Here is a 25217-nt window from a genome sequence, read left to right on the forward strand (position 1 = left end):
CTTACTGTTCTCTCTCGTTAATCGCTGTCTCAGCGGTACGTTCATCGTCTTCATCAAGCGTGTCGATATCCGGCAATTCGGACAAGTCACTTAAGTTAAAGTCATCTAAAAACTCTTTGGTGCTGGCGTACAGTTGCGGTCGCCCCGGTACTTCTTTATGGCCCACCACCTTTATCCAGTTTCTTTCCTGTAGTGTCTTAATAATATTACTACTGACACTCACACCCCGTATTTGTTCGATTTCACCCCGGGTAATAGGCTGTCTGTAAACAATCAAAGCCAGAGTTTCCAACAGGGCTTGAGAATACTTCTGAGGCTTTTCCTGCCATAACGAAGCGAGGCGCTGCCCAAGTTCCGCCCGTGTTTGAAACCGGTAACCAGAAGCCACCTTCACTAATTCAATACCACGCTCCTGGTAATCGGTTTGCAGTTCTTTCAGTAAGCCTTTAACCATAGTCAAAGAGGCTTCACCTTCGCTCAACAACAGTTGATGAAGCTGCTCTGCCGATAACGGCTGTGGATGGGCAAACAATGCCGCCTCTATTAGCTGTTTAAGCTGTAACTGATTCATCCTGCTGACGGTTTCTCAAACTGATGCGAATATCACTCATGGGTTCAACTTGCGACAATTCTATCATTGATTCCTTCACAAGTTCTAAAATTGCTAAAAAACTGACCACTGCGCCTGCGCGCCCCTCTGTGCGTTTAAACAACTGACTGAAAGCAACGTATTTTTTCTCAGACAACAATTCAATAACCTGACTCATACGTTGACGGGTCGACAGCTGCTCACGTTGAATATGATGATGGGCATTGAGTTCAACCTGCTGCAGCACCCGGCTAAACGCGAGCGTTAAGTCTTCAATGGTCACTTCCGGTGGTGGTGTCGTCACATGCTCGCGCGCATCGGTTGCCACTTCGCTTAATAAAATATCCCGGCCAACCTGTGGTTGTGAATCAATATGCTCGGCACCCTCGCGTATCGCCTCATACTCTTTCAAGCGCCGCACCAGTTCTGCTCTTGGGTCTTCTTCCTCGTCGTCTTCCTGCGGTGGCTTCGGAAGCAGCAAGCGGCTTTTTATTTCCGCTAATATAGCCGCCATTACCAAATAGTCAGCCGCTAGCTCAAGCTTCAGCTCTTTCATCATTTCCACGTATTCGACGTACTGTCGGGTAATGGTGAGAATCGGCATATCGACGATATCGAGCTTTTGCTTGCGAATAAGGTATAAAAGCAAGTCCATAGGACCACTGAAAGTATCTAATATAACTTCCAGTGCGTCGGGCGGAATGTAGAGGTCTTCCGGTTTTTCAATAACCGGCTCTCCACGAACAAATCCCAGTGGTAACGACTGTTGTTCAGCCATTTAAGTCGCCTTAAAAATCAAAAGGTTCCGTCTCACCAGAGCCTTCACGACGTATCACCGGCGCTCCTTCTGACAGATCAACAACCGTAGTCGGTTGTTCGCCTAAGTGACCGCCATCAACAATTAAGTCGACTAATTTCTCAAGTTTGTCGCGAATTTCTTCAGGGTCTGACTCAGCCAGTTCGCCATCTCCGAGAATAAGACTGGTCGACATTAACGGCTCATTAAGCTCTTCTAAAAGCGCCATTGCAATACGGTTGGTTGGTACACGAATGCCGATAGTTTTGCGTTTTGGGTTCAACAGACGCTTTGGCACCTCTTTCGTGCCTTTTAAAATGAAGGTGTAAGGCCCCGGTGTGTTGTTTTTCAGTAACCGGAATGCATCATTGTCCACGCGGGCATAAGTTGATAATTCCGAGAGATCACGGCACATCAACGTAAAGTTGTGTTCTTTATCGATGTCGCGAATACGGCAAATACGGTCTGCAGCCGCTTTATCGCCTATTTGACAGCCAATGGCATACCCTGAGTCGGTTGGGTAAACCACAACCCCGCTTTGGCGAATAATTTGTACGGCCTGCTGAATTAAACGCGCCTGAGGATTTTCCGGATGAATTTCAAAAAATTGACTCATAACCTCCCCCAACCTTTTTCTACTGTGACCAATGCTCCCATATTGGCACACAGTCGGCTGGCAGACAAAGGTTTTTACCGAGCTCACGCCAATTGCCGGGGTAATGAAAGTCAGAGCCCTGAGATGCTTTTAAGCCATATTCCTGACTCATTTTAGCGAGCGCATCACGGTGTCCCGGTGACTGCTGGCTTAAACTGACTTCCATGCCATCAAGACCCCACTCCTTCCCCTCGACCAATAATCGACGCAGCCACTTATTCGACATTTTGTAGGCATGAGGATGTGCCAGTACAGCCTGGCCGCCGGCCCTATGAATAGCTTCAATGGCCTCAGGAATGTCGCACCACTGCGGCGTAACATAAGCGCTGTTGCCCTTTCCAATGTAATGATCGAACGCTTTTTGCGGATGGCTGACAATGCCTTTTTCGACCAGGGTATCGGCTATGTGTTTGCGGGTTGGCATGCCATCGACCTGACATTCCTCAGCAGACAACATGACACCACGCTTTTCCAGCTTTTCTAAAATGGCTGCAAAGCGGTCATAGCGCCGTTGCTGTTGTTGTGCCAACAAACCTTTTAAATGTTCGTTGTCAGGGTCAAAGTTCAAACCAACAATATGAATTTCAAAACTTTCCCAGCGGCAGCTAATTTCCACGCCGTTAATAAACTGAAGCGGCAGCTGCTCTTTTTCGACCAACGCTCTTGCTTCAGCTATCCCTTCAACGCTGTCGTGGTCGGTTAACGCCAGTACATCGACGTTGTGCTCGCAGGCACGGCGCAAAAGCTCCTCGACAGACAAGGAGCCATCTGAATGCGTGCTGTGACAATGCAGGTCGTATAAAGTCATTAAATCCTTGCTGCCAACTCGGTTCCCTGACGAATAGCGCGCTTCGCATCCAGCTCGGCCGCAACATCAGCGCCACCAATTAAATGTACTGACTGACCGGCCGCTTCCAGAGCGTCGTGAAGTTCACGCTGAGGCACCTGACCGGCACAAATAACGATATTATCAACTTCCAGCAACTGTTTTTCACCGTTGCGCTCAATTTCAATACCTTCCGGCACAATACGGTGGTAGGTGACACCGTTCCACATATTAACCGACTTACTTTTCAGCTCGTTGCGGTGCACCCAGCCGGATGTTTTACCCAAGCCTTTGCCGACTTTGCTCTCTTTACGTTGCAACAGCCATACCTGACGCGGGCTTGGCTCTGGTTGCTGGGGTTTCAAGCCGCCACGATCGCTGTAGTCTTTGTCTATACCCCAGCGCTCGGACCACTCTTTTTCATCCAGCGTCAGTGATTTTTCGGTCGTTAAGTATTCAGAGACATCAAAACCAATACCACCGGCACCAATCACAGCCACTTTCTTACCCACAGCTTTGTGGTCGCGTAAAACATCTAAGTAGCCCAGAACATGCGGTAAATCGACACCAGGAATGTCGACCTTGCGAGGACTGACGCCGGTTGCCAGAACCACATCATCGTATTTTTCTGCCAGCAGGCCTTCACAACTTTGCTCCTGACCTAACTTAAGCTGCACACCAGTTTCTTCAATACGGTGTTTGAAGTAACGCAGCGTTTCATAGAATTCTTCTTTGCCCGGAATTTGTTTCGCGTAGTTAAACTGACCGCCAATTTCCGCAGCTTTGTCATATAAGTCAACTTGGTGCCCCCTCTCTGCCGCATTGCAGGCAAAAGCTAAGCCCGCAGGCCCTGCGCCAATAACGGCCAGACGCTTTTTCTTATCAGCGGGCTTCATAACCAACTCTTGTTCATAGCAGGCTCTTGGGTTCACCAGACAAGAAGCTCGTTTGTTTTCAAACACATGGTCCAGACAGGCCTGATTACAGGCAATGCAGGTATTAATGCGCTCAGACTGACCTTGCTCTGCTTTATTCACAAAGTCAGGGTCCGCCAATAACGGTCGTGCCATAGACACCATGTCAGCCTGGTTGCTTTCTAAAATATGCTCGGCAATTTCCGGGGTATTAATACGGTTAACCGCAACAACTGGCACCGACAACTCACGGCGTACGCGTTCAGTTATCCAGCTGAAGGCACCACGTGGCACCGAGGTCACAATGGTCGGAACCCGTGCTTCGTGCCAGCCAATGCCGGTATTAATAATGGTCACGCCCGCCTGCTCCAGTAGCTTACCCAGCTGCAGCACTTCGTCCAGCTGATGTCCGTCTTCCACCAAATCCAGCATCGACAAGCGGAAAATAATAATCGATTTTTCACCCAAAGCGGCTCGCACGGCTTTAACAATTTCTAACGGAAAACGCATACGGTTTTCAAAGCTACCGCCCCAGTCGTCATTGCGCTTATTGGCTCTTGGGCACAAAAACTGGTTAATCAGATAACCTTCTGACCCCATGATCTCAACACCATCATAGCCGGCTTTCTGCGCTAACTTAGCGCCACGGGCATAGTGTTTAATGGTCTTGAGAATTTGCCGTTCAGACATGGCTTTAGGCTTGAACGGGTTTATAGGCGCTTTGACTGCGCTCGGCGCTAACGAAAACGGATGATAGCTGTAACGACCGGCGTGCAGAAGTTGCAGACAGATTTTACTGCCATACTTGTGAACGGCATCGGTCACCTGACGGTGTTTACCCACATGCCAGGGCTTGGACATCTCGCTGCCAAAAGGCGCCAGACGACCACGGAAATTAGGGCTAATGCCGCCGGTAACAATAAGCCCGACACCACCTTTAGCGCGTTCTTCATAAAAGCTGGCTAATTTACTAAAACCATTTTTTTCTTCTTCCAGGCCAGTATGCATTGACCCCATCAGCACTCGGTTCTTTAACGTTGTAAAGCCAAGATCCAGGGGTTTTAGTAAATTTGGGTATGAATTTGCCACGCCAACCTCTTATTTTAAACGGGTGTTTAATTTTTCCTAACTGTACTGCGTAAACCCGTTTAACTCAAGATCAGAACGCCATAGCTTCACGCAATAAAAGCCGTGAGAGCGCCATGCTGTCCACTTGCAGGCTCGAATTACCGCTTCGTACCTGCTCAACAACCTGATCTAAAATCGGCCAGAGTAATTCTTTCACCTGAGCATCAGGGTCTTGCATTGACTGTAAGTCGGTTAAAGCCAGCTCATCCACGTGAACACTGAGAATCGGTTCGCCTTTATCAAACAAATTAATAGTGACATTGTCCATCACCCATTCATCGACCTGCCAGCGAAGCGGTACCGAGTTTACTTTTTGCACTTTCATGTCACTCATTTGCTTTAAAAACTCATGCAAATTTGAGCGCCCTGTTCCGTAATAGGAAACCGTAAGCTGAGCATCTGACACCGCTATTTTAGAGATATCGACACGACTACTGCCTAACGCCTGCCAGTCCCCGGTCAAAACAAGCTGTTTCGCCAGCAATAACTGATTCTCTGGCTCTGATAATTCGTCAACACGGGTCGCAAGGCGAACTTTATTTGCTGTTAAGCCGTTGGTCAGTGAGTTTACCTGTAGCTCGCTAACCTCTAAATCTGCGTTTAGCTGCTCTGACGCCATAGTTTGTAAGCCATCTTTCATGGCGTCGGACAAGCTTTGAGCAAACACCGCAGTGCTGCTCAGTGACAATAAAAGGCCACACCCCGCAGCCACTAGTTTGTTTTTCATCATTGTTAACCTCTAAAAACCCACTCTTTTAGAAAACGAGACTCAATACGAGAGTCCAGTCGCAGGAATAAAACCAATAATCGCATAACCTTTGACTCTTTAAAGTAATTATTTGTTAATCTGAAGCGACATTATAAAAAACGGAGAACAATCTCATGCGAAAGAGTCTCGCTTTAATTGCTTCTTTGTCACTAATGGGTTGCTCTGTAGTATCTGCACCTGTTGTTGCCGAAGAAAGTTCAACGAATCATAAACGCATGTTGCCGGTAGACACCGAGGTGGTTACCGAGCACAGCGTAGAAATTAATGGCGAAACTGTCGACTACACAGCCACAGCCGGCACTCAACCGGTATGGGACGACGAGGGCAACCCAACCGCTTCGCTGTTCTATACCTATTACGAGCGTCAGGACGTCGATAACCGTGAGTCACGCCCTATTGTATACTCATTCAATGGTGGTCCGGGCTCGGCATCGGTTTGGATGCACATTGCCTACACAGGTCCAAAAGTATTAAACCTGAGCGACGAAGGTTATCCAGTTCAGCCTTATGGCGTGCAGGACAACCCGCACTCTATTCTCGATGTCGCTGACATTGTTTTCATTAACCCGGTGAATACCGGTTACTCGCGCGTTCTGCCAAATGAAGACGGCAAAATGCCTTCGCGTGCAGAGCAAAAAGAAAAGTTCTTCGGTGTTAATGCCGACGTTAAATATCTTGCCGAGTGGATGAACACCTTTACTTCACGCATGAACCGCTGGCAGTCACCTAAGTACTTAATTGGCGAAAGCTATGGTACAACTCGTGTATCTGGCCTTGCTTTAGAGCTGCAAAACAGTCAGTGGATGTACCTAAACGGCGTTATTCTAGTGTCACCAACTGATATTGGTATTGACCGCGACGGCCCGGTAAAACAAGCTAACCAGCTGCCTTATTTTGCTGCAGCCGCCTGGTATCACGATGCACTTCCAGACGCTTTGCAAAACAAAGATCTGGAAGAAATGCTACCAGAAGTTGAGCGTTTCGCACTTGAGCAATACCTGCCAGCATTAGCGAAAGGCGCTATGCTGACCGGTGACGCCCGCGAGCAAATGGCTGAGCGTGTGGCCTATTACTCCGGGTTATCTAAGCAAGCGGTATTAGATAACAACCTGGCGCCGAGCACCTGGTATTTCTGGAAAGAACTCCTGCGTGACCGTGACCGCACTATTGGCCGCCTTGACTCGCGCTATTTAGGTTTGGATGAAAAACGCGCTGGCGACCGCCCTGACTACAACGCTGAATTAACATCGTGGTTGCACTCGTTCACGCCAGCCATTAACTATTACCTGCGTGAAGAACTCAACTTTGAAACTGACATTAAATACAACATGTTTGGTCCCGTTCACCCGTGGGATCGCTCAAACAACAACACCGGCAAGCAGTTACGTCAGGCGATGGCTCAGAACCCTTACCTGAATGTACTGATTCAGTCAGGCTACTTTGACGGCGCTACTAACTATTTCGATGCGAAGTACAACATGTGGCACTTAGATCCGAGTACGCAAATGAGCGATCGTATCGGCTTTAAAGGCTACCGCAGTGGTCACATGATGTATTTACGTCGTGCCGACCTGGAAAAAGCCAATGACGACTTACGTGAGTTTATTCGTCAGTCTGACTCTAAAGGTCAACCGGCTGAATATAAGTAACTATTTGCATACACAAGTCAAAACAACTGTTGACAGACTTCCGCACAAGCGTTAGTTTGTCAGCATTAACGCAAATTAAGAGAGCTAGACAACTTATGTTTTTACGTACAACAACCCAACATTGGTGGTGGCACTTCCCGAACGAGCGGGTGGTGTAGTTGTGCGTGTAACGTAAATAGCTTCACTTTGAGAAACCCGCTCCTTTGAGCGGGTTTTTTATTGCCGTTTCACTGGAGCAGGTTTAAAAATCAACAAGAGAAAACGAGGTCTGAGGTGGACAACCTGACAACTGAACAAGACGGCAATTTAGAGACATTAAGAGTGTCACTGCCTTATCAAGCGGAGCCGCTGCAGGTTTATCAAAATACCTGCCAAACCAATGGTGCTAATTTATTGCTTGATTCGGCTGACATTGGTACCAAACAACAAGTCAAAAGCTTATTGCTGATTGATGCCGCGTTGCAGCTTACCTGTAACGAGCAACAAGTGACCATTCAGGCGCTGACAGATAATGGTAACGCCCTGCTTCCATGGATTCAGAAAAAGCTGGAAAGCTGTGCAAGCATTACTGCCCTCGGTAATGGCTTAGTCGCCGATTTCACCCTTACAACCCCCTCTCAAGGGGATGTGCCGGTAGATGAAGACTCCCGCTTGCGCCAAATAAGCAATATGGAGCCATTACGCATTCTTCAGCAGCAATTAATGAAAGCAAACGACACAGCACAGCAGCACCCATTTTCAGTGTTTCTTGGCGGTGCCTTTGCCTATGACTTTGTCGCCAGCTACGAACCGTTACCACAAGTTGAAGAAGGTGAGAACGACTGCCCTGATTACGTTTTTTACTTAGCTGAAACACTGCTCATTATTGATCATCAAGCGCAAACCACCGAACTGCTTGGCAGTGTGTTTGGGGGCAAAGACCATGATAAGCGTTACCAGGCCATGAGTCAGCGCGTTGGTGAACTAGCGGCGCGCTGCCAGTTACCGGCAATAACACCAGAACCACTGCCGGTTGATGTCTCAGTAACCGCAACCCCCTCGGCCGACGAATTTGCTTCCATTGTTACCCAACTGAAAAAGAACATCGTCGCTGGAGATATTTTCCAGGTAGTGCCGTCGCGTCGGTTTAAAATGCCCTGCCCGGAGCCTCTGGCTGCCTATAATCAGTTAAAGAAGAACAATCCGTCGCCCTATATGTTTTTTATGAGTCACCCGGATTTCTGCCTGTTTGGCGCTTCACCTGAGTCCGCACTCAAGTATCAAAAAGGTTCGAACCAAGTCGAGCTATACCCTATCGCCGGTACGCGCCCACGCGGCAAAAATGCGGACGGCAGTATTAACCTCGACTTAGACAGCCGTATGGAACTGGAGTTAAGACTCGACCAAAAAGAATTGGCAGAACATCTAATGCTGGTGGACTTAGCCCGCAACGACCTCGCACGTATTAGTGAAACCGGCAGCCGTTATGTCGCCGACTTGCTGCAAGTGGACCGTTATTCGCAAGTCATGCACCTAGTGTCACGCGTGGTAGCCAAATTAAGAGACGACTGCGACGCTTTGCACGCTTACCGGGCTTGCATGAATATGGGCACATTAGTTGGCGCTCCCAAAGTCAGCGCCGCGACATTAATTCGTCAGGTCGAAAAGCAGCGTCGCGGTAGTTACGGCGGAGCCGTTGGTTATCTTGCCGGAAATGGCGACATGGATACCTGCATTGTCATTCGCTCGGCGTTCGTTAAAAACGGCGAAGCCATAGTCCAGGCCGGAGCCGGCGTCGTTCACGATTCAAACCCTGACAGCGAAGTTGCAGAAACCGAAAGTAAAGCCAAAGCCGTTATTTTAGCGATTCAACAGGCGCATTCAGTTCAGGCAAGTACGGTTCAACACAGCACGGTTCAACAAGGAGTGCAATCATGACGCAACCAACTCGTATTGTACTCATTGATAACGTCGACTCGTTTTCTTACAACCTGGTCGATGAACTGCGACAACTGGGTTACCCTCTGGTGGTCTATCGTAATCAGCTGGCTGCTGAAGATGTCATAAGACAACTAGATAATTATCAGGGACAGCAACTGGTGTGTCTGTCTCCGGGACCGGGGCACCCCGCTAATGCCGGTAACTTAATGGAAATTATTCGCTTTTGCAGCGGTCGTATTCCAATGCTGGGCATTTGTCTGGGCTTTCAGGCACTGGTTGAATACGCAGGTGGTCGTGTGGATACCTGTGGCGAAATCGTTCATGGCAAGACGGCTACTATCACCACCCTGCAACACGCCGTATTTACTAATGCGACTGACAACAACCAATGCGTTGTCGCTCGTTATCATTCGTTAAGTGGTTACGACCTGCCGGACACCGTAAAGGTCATTGGGCAAATTAACGGTCCCGAAGGCAATATTCCCATGGCGGCAGAGTTTCTTGATAGTCACGACCATAGCGACGCTATTGGTTTTCAATTCCACCCCGAGTCGTTGCTAACGCCAAAGGGAAAACAATTACTCAGTAACAGCATTCATTATTTATTGGAAGGAGCACAGCCATGAAGGCCCTACAAACTCTGATGTCCGGTGAGTCTCTGGCACAAGATCAAACCCGTGAGTTTTTCCAGCGCTTGATTAAAGGCGAGCTCAACGATACTCAAGTCACAGCCGCACTGATTGCAATGAAAATGCGTGGCGAAACACCGGCTGAGTTGGCCGGTGCCGCTGAAGCTATTTTGTCAGCGGCGAAGTCTTTTATTCGTCCGGATTCAACGGTTATCGACAGCTGCGGTACCGGCGGCGACGGCAGTAACACTATAAATATCTCAACCACCGCCGCTTTGGTAGCAGCCAGCATGGGACTGACGGTTGCTAAACACGGTAATCGCAGTGTGTCCTCGCGGTCAGGGTCGGCAGACGTTTTAGAGTCGTTAAAACTGCGCGTCAACTTAGACCCGTCTGACGCTTCTTCGCAACTGGCAGATAACGGTTTTTGCTTTCTGTTTGCGCCACACTATCACCCGGGTATTAAACACGCGATGCCGGTAAGACAAACCTTAAAAACACGGACTCTGTTTAATTTAATTGGGCCACTGGTTAACCCAGCGCGCCCTGACGCACAGCTTCTGGGCGTGTACAGCGAAGAATGGGTACAACCAATGGCTGAAACCCTGCAAAGATTAGGCGTGAAGCGTGCTATGGTTGTCCACGGCAGTGGTTTGGACGAGCTAGCTCTGCATGGACCCACCCGAGTCATTGAACTACGTGATGGTGAGCTTAACGAGTATCAGGTCGAGCCCGCTGATTTTGGTGTCCCATCGGCCCCGCTTAGTGAGTTAAAAGGTGGGGACGCTGACTTTAATGCACGCATACTCGAAGATATTTTGGCCGGTGGAGGCAGCCCTGCACAGCGCCATTCTGTTGCTATGAATGTTGCAGCCTTGCTGTATTTAAGCGGACAATACGACAATATGAAAGCAGCCACTGCGGCAACCCTTGAACACTTAGACACAGGCCAGGCACTCTTGCACTTACGCCGTGTTCAGGACGCTCAGGAGACGTATCATGTCTAATACAATATCACTGCAAAAAAACGTACTGAAAACCATTGTTGAACGCAAAGTTGAGCAAAACAAAATCCATTCTGAGCTTATGCCAGTGAGTGAGATAAAGCCTCAACTAAGCCGCAGCGACAGAAGCTTATATGAAGCATTGAACGGTGAGCAGGCGGGCTTTATTCTGGAGTGCAAAAAGGCGTCTCCGTCAAAAGGTCTCATTCGTGCCGATTTTGACGCTCCTGAGTTGGCTAAGAGCTACGCACCCTACGCAGCTGCTATTTCGGTTCTCACAGAGCCGGAGTTTTTCCAGGGTCGCTTGGACTACCTGACAGCCGTTCGCCAGCAAGTGACTCAGCCAGTACTGTGCAAAGACTTCTTCATTGACGAAGAGCAGGTTTACCGTGCTCGCTACTTTGGCGCGGATGCCATTTTGCTGATGCTGTCAGTGCTTAATGACGAACAATACACCGCGCTTCGCAATATTGCTGATTCGCTTAGTATGGATGTTCTGACTGAAGTGGCTAACGAAGAAGAAATGCAGCGAGCGGTTAAATTAGATGCCCGTATCATTGGCATTAACCACCGCGATTTAACCGACTTAAGCATTGACCCGAACCGCAGCGCGGAGTTAACGCCGTTAGCACCGCAGGGTGCTTTGCTAGTCGCGGAATCAGGTTTTTCAACACATGCAGACATTCGTCGGGTTGCTCCTTACGTTAATGGTTTTTTAGTCGGCAGCGCCTTGAGCGCAAAACCCAATGTCGATTTAGCCTGTCGCGAGCTGCTTTTTGGGCAAAACAAAGTTTGTGGTTTAACGCGCGCAGAAGATGCCATTAACGCACGCTCACAAGGTGCAGCCTACGGCGGTTTGATATTTGTCGAGCACTCGGCTCGTTGCATTAATATCGAGCAAGCACAACAAATAACCACTGAAGTCAACGGCCTAAATTATGTTGGTGTATTTGCCGACACCGCCTTGCAGAAAGTGGTTGAAGCTGTTTCTGAGGTAGGTTTATCAGTGGTTCAACTGCATGGGCACGAAGACATCGATTACATCGTGCAGCTGCGCCAGCAACTGCGTGAGCAAGGTCTTAGCGCTGTGAAAATATGGAAAGCTATGGCTATCGAAACACCCGCTCAGTTACCCGACTTACCCGTCGATGCCTTTGTCCTGGATAATCGCAAAGGCGGTAGTGGCCAGGTATTTGACTGGTCATTACTAGAAAATTTAACGCCCCGGCAGCGCCAGCGTTGCCTACTGGCAGGCGGTATTGGTCCTGAAAGTATTGATCAAGCAATAACACTTGGTTTTGCAGGTGTCGATATGAACTCTCGCGTGGAATGGACGCCGGGCATTAAAAATAGCCAGAAAGTATCGCAAACATTCATGAAAATTCGCCAGTATGGGCGATTTTCAGAGCAACAAGTTTCTAAACGCATTCAACAGGAGGCTGTATGAGTCAGTCATTACCCGCTTATTTTGGCGATTTCGGCGGCCAGTTTGTTCCTGAAATCTTATTACCGGCGCTTGAACAGCTCGAGCAAGCTTTTATTGACGCCCAGCAAGATGAAGAGTTTCAAGCAGAGTTTCGGGGGTTACTGAAAAACTACCTTGGCAGACCAACACCGCTTAGCCTATGCCGTAACTTGCCGCTGGAGAGCCCAAACAACACCAAAATTTATTTAAAACGTGAAGACTTGCTTCACGGCGGCGCCCACAAAACAAACCAAGTGTTAGGACAAGCACTGCTGGCTAAGCGCATGGGTAAAACACGTATTATTGCGGAAACCGGTGCCGGTCAGCACGGTACGGCAACGGCCCTTGCCTGCGCCCTGCTCGACTTAGAATGCATTATTTACATGGGTAAAAAGGACGCCGAGCGCCAGCAACCCAATGTCTTTCGCATGGAGCTGATGGGGGCAACGGTTATTCCCGTCGATACCGGCAGCGGCACGCTAAAAGATGCAGTTAACGAAGCCTTGCGCGACTGGACGGCCAGCTACCCTAATACTCATTATTTGTTAGGAACAGCGGCGGGTGCACACCCTTTCCCAACCATTGTGCGCGAGTTCCATCGCATGATTGGTGAAGAGGCTAAAGCTCAAATTAAGGAGCAGGCAGGACGTTTACCCGACGAAGTCATTGCCTGCGTTGGCGGCGGTTCCAATGCTATTGGAATGTTCGCGGACTTCATTGACGAGGAAGGTGTTGATTTAGTCGGTGTCGAGCCTGCTGGTAAAGGGGTCGAAACCTCTCATCACGGTGCGACGCTTACTGCCGGCAAACCAGGTATTTTACACGGTTGCCTGTCGTTCTTAATGCAGGACACCGAAGGGCAAATTGAAGAATCCTATTCCGTTTCAGCCGGCCTCGACTACCCGGGAGTTGGTCCGCAGCACGCACACTTAAAAGCTATTGGTCGCGCGCGCTACGAGTCTGTCACTGACGAAGAAGCGCTAGAGGCATTTAAGCTATTATCGCGTCATGAAGGCATTATTCCGGCACTGGAGTCAGCGCATGCGCTGGCTTACGCACTGAAAAGAGCCGCAGAGCCAGACGCTCCTGAAATTCTGCTTATTAATTTATCGGGGCGTGGTGACAAAGACATTGATCATGTTCGTCGTATTTTTAATGCCCAGGAAAAAGCCGCGGAGGGACAGCAATGAGCCGATATGAAACTTGTTTTGCACGATTAAAAGCCGATAATCAAGGCGCTTTTGTTCCTTTTGTTACGCTTGGTGACCCGACACCTGAGCAAAGCCTTGAAGTTATAAAGGCACTTATTGACGGCGGCGCCGACGCACTGGAGTTAGGTTTGCCGTTTTCTGATCCCGTCGCCGACGGACCAGTGATTCAGCGTGCCAACTTACGCGCGCTGGATGCAGGCACTAACTTTAGTGATATTTTGAAACTTTTAAAAGCTGTTCGCGACTATTCACCGCAAATACCCATAGGTTTACTGGTTTATGCGAACTTAATTTACGCTAAAGGCGTTCATGAGTTTTATCAGCAAATGAAAGATGTTGGCGTCGATTCAGTGCTTATTGCCGATGTTCCCACCAAAGAAGCCAAGCGATTTGCGGAAATTGCAAAAGACGTTGGTATAGACGCCGTGTTTATTGCACCGCCTGACGCCAGCGATGCCCTACTACAAACCATTGCAACGGAATGCTCGGGCTATGTGTATTTATTGAGTCGCTCAGGAGTTACCGGCGCAGAGACACAAATGCAGGCGCCCGCCTCAGAGCTTATCAACAAACTAAAAAACGCCGGGGCACCCCCCATTTTGCTCGGCTTTGGCATATCGCAACCTGAGCATGTGCAAAAGGCTTTGGCTGCAGGAGCGAACGGTGCCATTAGCGGCTCAGCTGTGGTTGCGCTTATTGAGAAAAACCTCGACAATAACGCGCAACAACTTGCGGACTTAAAAGCTTTTACCCAAAGCATGAAAGCCGCTACATCGCTGAAATAAAGAAAAACGAAACACCGGAGTAGTAGATGGCCCTGTTATTAGAATATATACCGATTATCGCCTTTTTTGTGTTCTACAAAATGGCGGACATTTATGTCGCAACCGGTGTTTTAATGGCAGGGACTGTGGTCCAGTTTATTGGGTTGAAACTAATTAAGCATCCTATGACAACCCGACATTGGGTTTTACCCCTAGTCGTAATTGGTTTCGGTTCACTGACTCTGCTTCTGCATGATGACTGGTTCATAAAAATGAAAGTATCAGTTATTTACGCTGCTATAGCACTTTTTCTGGCAGGCAGCTTACTACTGAAAAAGAAAAACCCTATCCAGTCAATTAGAGGGCAGAACATCGAATTACCAAATTTTGTATGGATTCGGTTAACCTATTCCTGGATTGTTTACTGCCTTTTCCTTGCAGCTATTAACCTCTACATTGCTGAATTTTTGAGTCAGGAAGTATGGGTGAACTTCAAAGTCTTCGGGATTCTGATTGCAACATTTTTGTTTATTTTAGGTACTGAAATTTATATAAACAAATACGCAGAAGATGAGGAGAACACTCAATAATGTGGTTCGTTATTTTTGCAGAAGATCACCCGGACTCACTGGAAGCGCGCAAGCGAGCCCGCCCTGCTCATCTTGAGCGTCTAAAAGCGCTGCAAAACGACGGCCGTTTACTGGTCGCTGGCCCCTGCCCTGCTATCGCAGAGCTTGACCCCGGCGTACTCGGTTATACTGGCTCGGTAGTCATTGCTGAATTCGATACATTGCAAGACGCAAAGCAGTGGGCAGACGAGGACCCTTACTGGGAAGCCGGTGTCTATAAACAAGCTTCGGTAAAACCTTTTATCGCTGCTCTCCCAAACTAACCCCCTATTGTTGTTATGTCGAAACATATGAAGAGTATCGAGCTCACGGACAATAACCGCTACATACACTGTGTAACGTTCGAACCACAAGCCAGTGCTAAAGCAACCATTGTTATTGCCGCCGCTTTGGGTGTGAAGCAACGTTTTTACCAACCCATAGCACGCTGGCTGAGCGAACAAGGTTATCGGGTTATCACTTTCGACTACTACGGTATTGGCCAGTCGGTTGATAAACCGCTGAAACAAATAAAGTCCGATATTATCCAATGGGCCGAGCTGGATATTAAAACCGTACTCGACTACGCCAAGTCTTGCCAGCAAAATGAACCGCTCATTTGGCTGGCTCACAGCCTGGGGGGTCAGATAGTTGCCCTGGCACCTAACAGTGACAGCATCGACCAAATGGTGACTATTGCCAGCGGAACCGGTTATTGGTTAAAAGCCAGCAAACAAGTTCGCTGGACATCCTGGCTACTGTGGTATTTTGCGGCTCCAATCAGTACCCCCATAGCAGGTTATTTTCCGGGTAAGCGCCTGAACATGGTGGGAGATATGCCGGCACCAGCCATGAAGCAGTGGAGTCGTTGGTGCCGTAGCAAAAACTACTTGTTCGATAACATTACTGACGAACAAAAAGCGCGCTACGATGACTTCAGCGCGCCCATTCGTGCGTTCCATATTACCGACGATGAGTTACTTCAGCGATCAAATATTGAGGCGTTGTTGAGTCATTACCCGAACACCGAAAAGTCATTAACAGACTTAACCCCTGACATGGCAAACAGTAAGGGTATTGGTCACTTCAACTTCTTCCGCAGTCAATTTAAAGAGTCGCTTTGGCGTAAAAGCTTGCTAGACGCCCTACAGGTCAATTAAAGTCTTTGTATTAAGGACATATAAATAAGGACACTTAAGCCGTGCATTATCAAATGGAAATGGCACTTTCATTACTGGCAGCGCTTGCTTTAGGTTTGATGATAGGCATTGAGCGAGGTTGGTCGGGTCGTGACAGCGAAGAAGGAGCTCGCGTTGCCGGGGTGCGCACGTTTAGCCTTATTGGTTTAAGTGGGGGTGTTTTCGCCATACTCGCCCAACAATGGGGTGTATGGCTCATTATTACCGGCTTTGTTGTTGTCGCCATTCTTATTGCTGCGTCATACATCAGCCACAGCAAGCTTTCAGACGATGCCGGTATTACCACCGAATTTTCCATGCTACTGACCTTCGCATTAGCTATTTGGGGCGCCTCTGGCGATCCACTGCCGGCTCTAAGCTGCGGAGCTGTCGTCGTTGCGCTTTTGGGCCATAAGAAAAACTTACATAAATTACTCAAACGTATTTCTCCTAAGGCCTTTTATTCTGGCATTACCTTACTGCTTATTTCCGTGGTGGTGCTACCGCTGCTGCCCGACGAAGGGTACGGCCCATGGCAAGCGCTAAACCCATACTGGCTATGGTGGATGGTGGTGTTAATTTCCGGGCTGTCATTTATTGGCTACTTATTTACGCAATTGCTCGGCGAAAAGAGAGGCACGCTCATTACCGCGATTGCCGGCGGTTTTGCATCGTCCACCGCCGTTACTCTCACCATGGCCCGTTTTGCTAAAAAGAACTCACACACCGCTATTTATGTGAGTGGTATGCTGCTGGCCTGCAGCATTATGTTTCCACGAGTGCTGATAGAAGTCTTTGTTGTAAACCGTGCGCTTCTTGGAATGCTGTGGCCATCGATTGCCTTAATGTTCGTCGGATTACTAGTGGTTATGGTAATTATGTATCGACAGCAAAAGCAACAAACGCACTCAAGCGCTTCCGATATCACCATTAATAACCCGCTACAGCTAGGCACCGCCATACAGTTCGGGCTACTGCTTGCCGTTATTTTATTACTGTCTGAAGCCATGAAGCAATGGTTTGGAGACGCCGGTATCTACAGCCTGGCTATTGTGTCAGGGTTAATGGACGTCGACGCTATTACCTTATCGTTGTCCCGGTCAGCTCAGAATGAACTGTCGCCGGAGGTTGCGGTTATGGGCATTATTCTAGCCTGCGCCAGTAACACCTTACTGAAAGGCATTATGTTCGCGTCTGTGGCCGGCATAAAACTGCATTATAAATACGCCGCTTACATGATTTTAGCGGTTGTTCCCGGCTTGCTTTATGCCTTCTGGAACGTACTTTAAAAGGAGGAGTTTTGCTGTCACTACCCAGTTATGAAGAAGTGGCTGCTGCCGCTGAACGCATCCGTCCATACGCTCATAAGACGCCGGTGCTAACGTCGCGCACAGCGAACGAAAAGTTGGGCGCTGAGCTTTTCTTTAAATGTGAAAACTTCCAACGCATGGGCGCGTTTAAGTTTCGCGGCGCCATGAATGCACTGCTGCAGTTTAATGACGCTCAGAAGAAAGCCGGTGTCATTGCATTTTCCTCGGGGAATCACGCACAAGCGATAGCCTTAGCGGCTCAGTTGCTTGGTATTAAAGCGACCATTATCATGCCCGAAGACGCCCCCGTCGCGAAAGTGAACGCGACCCGCGGGTATGGTGCCGACGTTATTCACTATGACCGCTATACCGAAAATCGCGAAGAAATAGGCAGGGCGCTTGCTGAGAAGCACGGTTATACGCTCATACCGCCTTACGACCATCCGCACATTTTGTCAGGGCAAGGCACTGCCGCAAAAGAGCTGTTTGAGGAAGTCGGAGAGCTTAACGCGCTATTCGTGTGTCTAGGTGGCGGCGGATTGCTCTCTGGCTGCGCTTTAGCGGCGCGCCACTTCGCACCTGACTGCAAGGTTTACGGTGTCGAGCCCGAAGCCGGAAACGACGGCCAACAGTCGTTCCGTAAAGGGGAAATTGTCCGTATTGAAACGCCCAAAACCATTGCTGATGGCGCTCAAACACAGTATTTGGGCGAGTATACCTTCCCTATTATTCAAAATAATGTCGATGATATTCTCACCGTCAGCGATTCAAGCTTAGTTGAATCAATGCGCTTTTTCGCCGAGCGAATGAAGATGGTTGTTGAGCCGACGGGATGTCTCGGCTTCGCCGCTGTGGAGCAGCTTAAAGATGAGCTGCGAGGCAAACGAGTTGGCGTTATCATTAGCGGTGGCAATGTCGACATAAGCCGCTATGCAGAACTATTAAGCTCTTAAAAAGTAGGAGGATTAAATGACAGTACCTCAGTGGATAGATACCCTTGATACGCCATATTTGCTGATTGATGAAGCCATTCTAAAGCGCAATATCGCGCACTTGAAAAACCGGGTTGAATCACTGGGAAGTCACTTACGCCCTCATCTGAAGACATTGCGCACGTTAGAGGCCGCCGATTACTTACTCGCGGATAAAACCAGGCCAGCCACAGTGTCAACACTGGCAGAAGCTGAAGCCTACGCAAACGCTGGCTACACCGACTTGCTTTACGCCGTAGGCATTGCACCGGCAAAATTGGAACGCGTCGCTCAACTACGTAAGCACGGTATTAACCTTCATATACTGCTCGATAATATGGTGCAGGCAAAAGCAGTGAGTGACTTTGCACGAAAACACCAACAGGACTTCTCCGTTTTCATTGAAATAGACAGTGATGATCACCGTGGCGGTATTAAGCCCGAAGCGCCTGAGCTTATTGATATTGCACAGCAACTTGGTCGACATTTTACCGGACTTATGACCCATGCCGGTGGCTCATACGGTTGTAATACCGCAGACGCTTTAAAAGCATTCGCTAAGCGAGAGTGTGATGCGGTTCTCAGCGCTAAAAGCCGATTGGAAGCGTCTAACATTCATTGTTCAATAACCAGCGTCGGTTCAACACCAACTGCGCATTATGGCGAAGACTTTAGTGAAATTACCGAAGTGCGTGCCGGCGTTTACACGACGTTCGATTTGGTCATGAAAAACATCGGTGTGTGTGACTTTTCTGACATCGCCATGTCGGTAGTGACAACCGTTATCGGGTACAATAAAGAGAAAGGCTGGGTACTGACAGACAGCGGCTGGATGGCTCTTTCCCGAGATCGCGGTACTGCCAGTCAAAGTCAAGATTTTGGCTACGGACAAGTCTGTAAAACAGATGGTTCTGTTTTAACTGGCTTATGCGTTAACAGTACTTCTCAAGAGCACGGCGTTATTGAATTAAATGACGCTTACCAATTAGAAGACTTTCCCGTTGGCTCGCAATTGCGCATATTGCCCAACCACGCCTGTGCAACCGCCGCCATGCATCCGCTTTACCATATACTGATGAGTGATGGTTCACATAACACTTGGCAACGGATTATGGGTTGGTAAATATCGTAAACCTTATCGAATTACTTCAGTAGTCACTTCAATAACCCCAAGATCCAAGTCAGCGATTTCGCCAAACGCGGAACGGGATAAGTCGATGATTCTGCCGTCAATGAAGGGGCCTCGATCATTAATTTTAACCACGACGCTTTTATTGTTAGCGATATTGGTGACTCGAACTTTGGTGCCAAATGGCAAGGTTCTGTGAGCGGCGGTGTCTGCGAAGTGGTTATACCGCTCACCACTGGCTGTGGTTCTGAATTGGTATTTCATGGCGTAATACGACGCCTTTCCGGACTCTTGTTTGCCAATTAAGTTATTGGGACTCTTCGCCGGAATGGAGCTACAGCCACTCAGCACCAGCATCAATAAACCGGCGCCAAGCATGAACTTTTTTACGGAGTGTGTGTGTTTAGTTTTCATTCCTTAATCTTACTGAGTTCCGAAAACCCTGTCTGTTAAGGGAATAAAAAGACGCCGTAAAGATTTATACACTCACCTGAAAAGCTTCGCGCACGGTCGGGTACTTAAACTCAAAACCATGATTGCGCAGTTTGTCCGGTACCACAGCTTGCCCCTCAAGTAGCATCGAAGACATTTCCCCCAAGCCAAGTTTAAGCACAAATGCAGGCACTCTCATAAAGTGCGGTTTATTCAGTACCGACGCCAAAGTACGACTAAAAGCTTCATTGGCAACAGGGCCCGGAGCGGTCATGTTCACGGGACCTGATAAATTATCGTGTTCCAACAAGTACTGTATTGCCCGAATCATGTCCTCAAGCTGTATCCAGGACATCATTTGCTTACCTTCACCTAAAGGTCCGCCTAAACCGAATTTATAAGGCGGCAGCATTTTCGCTAACGCACCTTCACCTTTTGCCAGCACGACGCCCGTACGAAGTAACACAACGCGAGTGGCCTTTTCTGCGGCTAAAGCCCTGCGCTCCCACTCCTGACACAGCGTCACTGCAAAATCCGTATGCTCAGGCTCGCCCTCTTCGTTTACCGGCGAAGAGTCTCGCGGGCCATAATAACCAATAGCAGAGCCACTCAAAAATACTGGAGGTGGTGTCTCTGAACCATTAATTAAGGCTGCAAGTTTTTCGGTGACTTGCCAGCGGCTGTCCTTCAACGCTTGCTTGCGAGAGTCACTCCATCGCTTATCGGCAATGCCTTCCCCCTGCAAGTTAATAACAGCGTCAAATTGACCAATATCCGTCACCTCGTCGACCGAGGACAATAAAGTGACATCGTCGCCCAATAATTTTCGGGCACGCTCTTTGTTGCGCGTGGTGACCGTAAACTTGTGCTCACTTCGGTACGTGCGAATAAACGCGGAGCCAATTAGGCCAGTACCTCCCGTCATCAAAATATTCATCGGTCACCTCCTGAGTCGATCACTGGCGCAAACTTACGCGAGCTTGCGAATAAGTTGCGCTGTATTGCGTTTAATTAGGCGATAACATGACAAACGACCTAAAATAGCCACTACCAAAGCACCGCAAAGTGGCCCTACAAGCCATAGTTTCCAATGAATTACCGGCGTCATGTTAAACACCTGGTTTTGCAATATGAACAAGGATATTTCCATCGCCAACGTGGCTATTAACCCACTAATAGCCCCTAACACCAGGAATTCATAGGTAATACTGCGACTTAATAACTTACCAGGCGCGCCTAACGTGCGCAGAATCACTAGCTCTTTCTGGCGCTCTTCCATGCTGGCCTGTACTTGCGCCACTAGCACTAACGCACCAGCAATAATTACAAGCACCAGTACGAACACAATGGCTAAGCTCACCTGCCCAATGACTTCTCGTATCTGATCAATCATAGCGTCCAGATCAATCAACGACGTTTGTGGGAAAGGTTTAAAGAGCTCATAGAGTTCGCTTTTACGTTCCTCACCAAGTCTGAAGCTGGTGATATAAGTCGCCGGAAAGTCTTCTAGTGTCGACGTATTGAATATCATGTAAAAGTTAGGCTGTAAGGTATTCCAGTCGGCTTTTCGCAAACTGGTTACCGGCACCGTGAAGACTTCGCCACCTAAGTTAAAGCGTAGTTCATCACCCACTTTAATATCCAGTCGCTCTGATACATTCAATTCGACAGAGACCTGAGGTTTGGCGTCATCGCCCCACCACTGACCGGCGGTTAACTCGTTGTTAGGAGGTAGGGTCTCGCGCCATGTCAACGACAGCTCCCGACCAATACCTTCACGTCCTTCTGCTTCGTCTTCATCACGCTCTTCCTTGGTGACTTCATCACGCAGCTTTTCACCATTAATGTGAGTTAAACGGCCGGGAACTATTGGGTACAAATCAGTCGACGGAATATTTTCGCGCTCGAACATTGCCTGCAGATCATCCACATTGTCCTGGGCAATATTAATGGCAAAGTAGTTCGGAGCATCTGCTGGTAACTGTCGTTTCCAGTCTTCCAGTAAATCGTTGCGCAAAACAATCACTAATAACAGCAACATAATGGCCGTTGAAAAGCTCAGCATTTGTACACTATTTTGCGCTGCCCGACGTTGCAGACCAGCCATTGCGAGGCGCCAGCTGCTGCCTGCTTGCATACCCGCTTTGCGGCTGGCTGAAATAAACAAACGACCCAGCCCCAGTAAAATAACAGCGGCAACGGCACCACCGGCAAACAAGGCGGTCGATAGCCACCATTGCTGACTGTAAATTACCAACAAGGCATAAATGGTGCCTCCGCTTAATACCCACTGCAGCCAACGAATGGCGTTACCCGCTGTTAGCTGACGATGCAATACACGCAAAGGAGGAATCGAGACCAGCCTAAACAATGGGTACAGGGTAAACATAACCGCACTGATAACACCTGTCGCTCCGGCTAATGCGTAAGGCTGCCATCCGGCTTGAGGTAAGGTCGCATCCAGTTTCTGTGCAACCCATTCAATAACCACATATTGAATAGCCCAGCCAAGCGCCATACCTACCGCCACACTCGCAGCTGTAAGTAGTAGCAAATGAAGTAAAAAGATACGACGAATCTGCTTTTTGTCCGCGCCCAGCGTTTTAAAAATGGCAACGACATCGTAGTTTCGCTGGCAATAACGCTGCGCTGCTACTGCCACCGCTGTTGCGGCCAGTACCACACCGAGCAGGCTTGCCAGCATCATAAAGCGCTCAGCACGGTTTAATGAACGTGACAACGGGCTATCACCATCTTCAATACTACGCCAGCTGTGCGTGTCGTCATTAAGTCGAGGTAGCAGCCAGTCTTCGTACGCATCAATAGCGCCTGGTTCCCCAGCCATTAATACGTTAAAACGCACACGGCTACCCGGTTGAATGAGCCCCGTTTCTTCTAGTTGAGAATGGCGAATAATGACATTTGGGCTGTCAGTAAAGACCGAGAAACCGACATCAGGCTCGTAAGTGACGACTTTAGTCACTTTAAAACTGCTGTTACCCACTTCAATGGAGTCACCAATATCGAGCTGTAAAGCCTGAAACAGCTGTGATGCCACCCAAGCCTCGCCTGCAGCAGGCAGTCCTTCAGCCACGTAACCTTGTCCAAACGGCTGGTCTGCGATTTCGAGCTCACCCCGTAACGGGTAACCGTCGCTGACAGCTTTGACATCGACCAAGGTCATGTTTTCGCCAGAAAACGCCATGGAGTTAAAAACGACTTTCCAGGCCGTTTGCAGCTCCATTTGTCCGGCTTTGTCCAGCCATTCCTGAGGTATATCACGGCGTGAGCTCAATACACGATCAGCCGCTAAAAATTCACTGCTACGCTCGGTGAGCCCGGCTTGTAAGCGATCACTGAATATAGAAAGAGACAATACAGCGGTCACCGACAAAATAATTGCCAGCGCCATAATTGTCAGCTCACCTCGTTTCAGCTCCTGCTTTAGCAAACGAAACGAAATTTTATGCCACATCCTGTGCTGCCTCCGATAACTGCCCTGCTTCCATTTGCAACACGCGCTGACAACGCTTGGCTAGCTGCTGGTCGTGCGTCACCATAATCAGCGTTGTGCCGTAGTCTTTGTTGAGGTCGAATAATAATTCTTCGACCTTACCACCGGTTTTTGCATCAAGGTTACCGGTAGGTTCATCTGCAAACAGAATTTTCGGCTGGCCGACAAATGCCCGCGCAATGGCAACACGTTGCTGCTCACCACCTGACAGCTGGTTCGGGTAATGGTGCCAGCGATCTTCCAGCCCAACTTTGGCTAATAGTTCGCGGGCTTCCTTCTCTGCGCCTTTATGACCGGCCAGTTCAGCCGGTAGCATGACGTTTTCCAGAGCACTTAAGCTTGGCACCAATAGGAACGACTGAAAAATAAATCCAACTTTGTCAGCACGAACTTTCGCGCGCTGCTCTTCATCCAATTCGCTCAGTTTTTCGTTCTCTATAAGAACCTCTCCGGAGGATGCGAGGTCTAACCCCGCAAGTAGCGACAATAACGTCGATTTACCGGAGCCTGACGCGCCGACAATGGCAACAGTCTCGCCAGCATTGATACTGACGTTAATTGGCTGCAAAATCTGTAATGGACCCTCAGAGGTGTCTACGGTTTTTTCCAGTTGTTGAGCTTGAATGAGCATAAAATGAAAAACTTCCTTTTGAAAACGTGTCTATTTTTATCACTGTTGTTAGTTATACGCAGTGTTTCCGCAAATGTCTCACTTGTCGTTTTAGGTGACAGCCTAAGCGCTGGTTACGGCCTTTCACAGGAGCAAACCTGGGTGGCCGAACTCGACCGCCGGTGGAACAGCTCTCACCCCGATATTAACATCATAAACGCCAGTATTAGTGGCGAAACCACTCGTGGTGGCTTAAGCCGCTTAGAAAGCGTTTTAGAGCGTCACCAACCCGATGCATTATTTATTGAATTAGGTGGTAACGACGGACTTAGAGGCTTTGACCTCAACACAGTTCGTTCAAACTTAAAACAAATGATCGATAAAGCGCAGCAACAAGGCGTTAAAGTGGCATTGAGTCAGGTTATGGTGCCACCGAATTATGGCCAGAGGTTTGCTGAACAGTTTCGCCAGGTATTTAAAGAGGTTGCAGAAGAAGAAGGGGTTAAATTAGTGCCCTTTTTTATGGAGCAGATAGCGACCAATCCAGATAATGTGCAGAACGATGGCATTCACCCAACCGCTGAAGCGCAGCCCAAAATTGCTGACTTTTTAGAGCCCTACTTATTGGAATTAGCAAAATAAAGGCACAAAAAAACCGCCTGCGGGCGGTTGGTGTGTTGTCCTTAAAAATGGCGTCCCCTAGGGGATTCGAACCCCTGTTACCGCCGTGAAAGGGCGGTGTCCTAGGCCTCTAGACGAAGGGGACCCTGGACTGTTTGGTGTGAGCTGTGATTCTCTTAAAAGAGATGGCGTCCCCTAGGGGATTCGAACCCCTGTTACCGCCGTGAAAGGGCGGTGTCCTAGGCCTCTAGACGAAGGGGACGCAATAATCACTTTGCATCACTGTATTTGAATGGCGTCCCCTAGGGGATTCGAACCCCTGTTACCGCCGTGAAAGGGCGGTGTCCTAGGCCTCTAGACGAAGGGGACGCAACCAAATACTTTTAACTACTGTCGGCGCTCTACCGAAAACAACTTGGTGGAGCTAAGCGGGATCGAACCGCTGACCTCTTGCATGCCATGCAAGCGCTCTCCCAGCTGAGCTATAGCCCCGCACCTGGCAATCACAGACTGCCTTGACAGCGG

General features: G+C 48.8%; 24 protein-coding genes, 4 tRNA genes and 1 other annotated feature. Of the genes, 14 read left to right on the top strand and 14 right to left on the bottom strand.

Annotation, left to right across the window (positions count from 1 at the left end):
• Nucleotide 1: 1 nt before the first annotated feature.
• The 6 genes from scpB to UM402_RS08700 all read right to left on the bottom strand — a co-directional run bounded on the left by scpB (nt 2) and on the right by UM402_RS08700 (nt 5638).
• Nucleotides 2–571 carry an SMC-Scp complex subunit ScpB gene (gene scpB, locus UM402_RS08675; protein WP_053952517.1) on the bottom strand — a complete coding sequence of 190 codons (570 nt, stop codon included), beginning with the start codon at nt 569–571 and terminating at the stop codon, nt 2–4.
• The gene (locus UM402_RS08680; protein WP_058578798.1) at nt 552–1367 is read right to left on the bottom strand and encodes a segregation and condensation protein A; all 816 of its coding nucleotides are present in this window, start codon (nt 1365–1367) and stop codon (nt 552–554) included. Before UM402_RS08680 ends, scpB begins: the two co-directional genes overlap by 20 nt.
• A gap of 10 nt (nt 1368–1377) precedes the next feature.
• On the bottom strand, nt 1378–2001 hold the full coding sequence (locus UM402_RS08685; RefSeq protein WP_058578797.1) for an L-threonylcarbamoyladenylate synthase: 624 nt from the start codon (nt 1999–2001) through the stop codon (nt 1378–1380).
• A 19-nt stretch (nt 2002–2020) separates the two neighbouring features.
• Nucleotides 2021–2848 carry a PHP domain-containing protein gene (locus tag UM402_RS08690; RefSeq protein ID WP_058578796.1) on the bottom strand — a complete coding sequence of 276 codons (828 nt, stop codon included), beginning with the start codon at nt 2846–2848 and terminating at the stop codon, nt 2021–2023.
• Nucleotides 2848–4869 (bottom strand): NADPH-dependent 2,4-dienoyl-CoA reductase, encoded by a 2022-nt coding sequence (locus tag UM402_RS08695; RefSeq protein WP_058578795.1) that lies wholly within the window; start codon nt 4867–4869, stop codon nt 2848–2850. The genes UM402_RS08690 and UM402_RS08695 overlap by 1 nt, the downstream gene beginning before the upstream one ends.
• A gap of 70 nt (nt 4870–4939) precedes the next feature.
• Complete coding sequence (locus tag UM402_RS08700) at nt 4940–5638, bottom strand: hypothetical protein (protein ID WP_322295287.1); 699 nt, start codon at nt 5636–5638, stop codon at nt 4940–4942.
• 152 nt (nt 5639–5790) lie between these two features.
• Between UM402_RS08700 and UM402_RS08705 the strand changes: the two genes are divergently transcribed.
• The 13 genes from UM402_RS08705 (at nt 5791) to UM402_RS08765 (ending at nt 19509) form a co-directional block, all read left to right on the top strand.
• On the top strand, nt 5791–7326 hold the full coding sequence (locus UM402_RS08705; RefSeq protein ID WP_058578794.1) for a S10 family peptidase: 1536 nt from the start codon (nt 5791–5793) through the stop codon (nt 7324–7326).
• Nucleotides 7327–7442: 116 nt separating this feature from the next.
• Nucleotides 7443–7547, top strand: a sequence feature (Trp leader region).
• A gap of 52 nt (nt 7548–7599) precedes the next feature.
• A complete protein-coding gene (locus tag UM402_RS08710) occupies nt 7600–9243 on the top strand; it encodes an anthranilate synthase component 1 (RefSeq protein ID WP_058578793.1) in 1644 nt (547 codons plus the stop codon).
• The gene (locus UM402_RS08715; protein ID WP_058578792.1) at nt 9240–9872 is read left to right on the top strand and encodes an anthranilate synthase component II; all 633 of its coding nucleotides are present in this window, start codon (nt 9240–9242) and stop codon (nt 9870–9872) included. Before UM402_RS08710 ends, UM402_RS08715 begins: the two co-directional genes overlap by 4 nt.
• Nucleotides 9869–10882, top strand: a complete 1014-nt coding sequence (gene trpD, locus UM402_RS08720; RefSeq protein ID WP_058578791.1) for an anthranilate phosphoribosyltransferase — start codon at nt 9869–9871, stop codon at nt 10880–10882. The genes UM402_RS08715 and trpD overlap by 4 nt, the downstream gene beginning before the upstream one ends.
• Nucleotides 10875–12326 (top strand): bifunctional indole-3-glycerol-phosphate synthase TrpC/phosphoribosylanthranilate isomerase TrpF, encoded by a 1452-nt coding sequence (gene trpCF, locus UM402_RS08725; protein ID WP_058578790.1) that lies wholly within the window; start codon nt 10875–10877, stop codon nt 12324–12326. Before trpD ends, trpCF begins: the two co-directional genes overlap by 8 nt.
• Nucleotides 12323–13534: a tryptophan synthase subunit beta gene (gene trpB / locus UM402_RS08730; RefSeq protein WP_058578789.1), complete on the top strand. Its 1212-nt coding sequence runs from the start codon at nt 12323–12325 to the stop codon at nt 13532–13534. The genes trpCF and trpB overlap by 4 nt, the downstream gene beginning before the upstream one ends.
• Nucleotides 13531–14340, top strand: a complete 810-nt coding sequence (gene trpA, locus UM402_RS08735; RefSeq protein ID WP_058578788.1) for a tryptophan synthase subunit alpha — start codon at nt 13531–13533, stop codon at nt 14338–14340. The genes trpB and trpA overlap by 4 nt, the downstream gene beginning before the upstream one ends.
• A gap of 26 nt (nt 14341–14366) precedes the next feature.
• Nucleotides 14367–14909, top strand: a complete 543-nt coding sequence (locus UM402_RS08740; RefSeq protein WP_053952529.1) for an inner membrane-spanning protein YciB — start codon at nt 14367–14369, stop codon at nt 14907–14909.
• The gene (locus tag UM402_RS08745) at nt 14909–15211 is read left to right on the top strand and encodes a YciI family protein (RefSeq protein WP_058578787.1); all 303 of its coding nucleotides are present in this window, start codon (nt 14909–14911) and stop codon (nt 15209–15211) included. Before UM402_RS08740 ends, UM402_RS08745 begins: the two co-directional genes overlap by 1 nt.
• Before the next feature lie 27 nt (nt 15212–15238).
• Entirely contained in the window at nt 15239–16087 is an 849-nt protein-coding gene (locus tag UM402_RS08750) for an alpha/beta fold hydrolase (RefSeq protein ID WP_058578786.1), read from the top strand.
• A gap of 41 nt (nt 16088–16128) precedes the next feature.
• Nucleotides 16129–17394: an MgtC/SapB family protein gene (locus UM402_RS08755; RefSeq protein WP_058578785.1), complete on the top strand. Its 1266-nt coding sequence runs from the start codon at nt 16129–16131 to the stop codon at nt 17392–17394.
• An 11-nt stretch (nt 17395–17405) separates the two neighbouring features.
• A complete protein-coding gene (locus tag UM402_RS08760; protein WP_058578784.1) occupies nt 17406–18368 on the top strand; it encodes a threo-3-hydroxy-L-aspartate ammonia-lyase in 963 nt (320 codons plus the stop codon).
• Between the two features lie 16 nt (nt 18369–18384).
• Nucleotides 18385–19509 carry a DSD1 family PLP-dependent enzyme gene (locus UM402_RS08765; protein ID WP_058578783.1) on the top strand — a complete coding sequence of 375 codons (1125 nt, stop codon included), beginning with the start codon at nt 18385–18387 and terminating at the stop codon, nt 19507–19509.
• Nucleotides 19510–19521: 12 nt separating this feature from the next.
• On the opposite strand, the gene UM402_RS08770 is transcribed toward UM402_RS08765, so the two are convergent.
• From UM402_RS08770 to UM402_RS08785, 4 genes are all read right to left on the bottom strand, one after another.
• Nucleotides 19522–19929, bottom strand: coding sequence for a septal ring lytic transglycosylase RlpA family protein (locus UM402_RS08770; protein ID WP_058578782.1), 408 nt, complete (start codon nt 19927–19929; stop codon nt 19522–19524).
• Nucleotides 19930–19993: 64 nt separating this feature from the next.
• The gene (locus UM402_RS08775) at nt 19994–20884 is read right to left on the bottom strand and encodes a TIGR01777 family oxidoreductase (RefSeq protein ID WP_058578781.1); all 891 of its coding nucleotides are present in this window, start codon (nt 20882–20884) and stop codon (nt 19994–19996) included.
• A gap of 33 nt (nt 20885–20917) precedes the next feature.
• The gene (locus UM402_RS08780; protein WP_058578780.1) at nt 20918–23422 is read right to left on the bottom strand and encodes an ABC transporter permease; all 2505 of its coding nucleotides are present in this window, start codon (nt 23420–23422) and stop codon (nt 20918–20920) included.
• Nucleotides 23412–24092, bottom strand: coding sequence for an ABC transporter ATP-binding protein (locus tag UM402_RS08785; protein WP_058578779.1), 681 nt, complete (start codon nt 24090–24092; stop codon nt 23412–23414). The genes UM402_RS08780 and UM402_RS08785 overlap by 11 nt, the downstream gene beginning before the upstream one ends.
• 3 nt (nt 24093–24095) lie before the next feature.
• Between UM402_RS08785 and UM402_RS08790 the strand changes: the two genes are divergently transcribed.
• Entirely contained in the window at nt 24096–24713 is a 618-nt protein-coding gene (locus tag UM402_RS08790) for an arylesterase (protein WP_053952538.1), read from the top strand.
• A gap of 48 nt (nt 24714–24761) precedes the next feature.
• Here the strand turns inward: UM402_RS08790 and UM402_RS08795 are convergent.
• From UM402_RS08795 to UM402_RS08810, 4 genes are all read right to left on the bottom strand, one after another.
• A tRNA-Glu gene (locus tag UM402_RS08795) sits at nt 24762–24837 on the bottom strand.
• 41 nt (nt 24838–24878) lie between these two features.
• Nucleotides 24879–24954: transfer RNA gene (locus UM402_RS08800), tRNA-Glu, on the bottom strand.
• A 31-nt stretch (nt 24955–24985) separates the two neighbouring features.
• Nucleotides 24986–25061: transfer RNA gene (locus tag UM402_RS08805), tRNA-Glu, on the bottom strand.
• Nucleotides 25062–25108: 47 nt separating this feature from the next.
• Nucleotides 25109–25184: transfer RNA gene (locus UM402_RS08810), tRNA-Ala, on the bottom strand.
• Nucleotides 25185–25217 lie beyond the last annotated feature (33 nt).

Origin of the sequence: Idiomarina sp. OXR-189, from assembly GCF_034373425.1 — a bacterium.
GTDB lineage: Bacteria > Pseudomonadota > Gammaproteobacteria > Enterobacterales > Alteromonadaceae > Idiomarina > Idiomarina zobellii.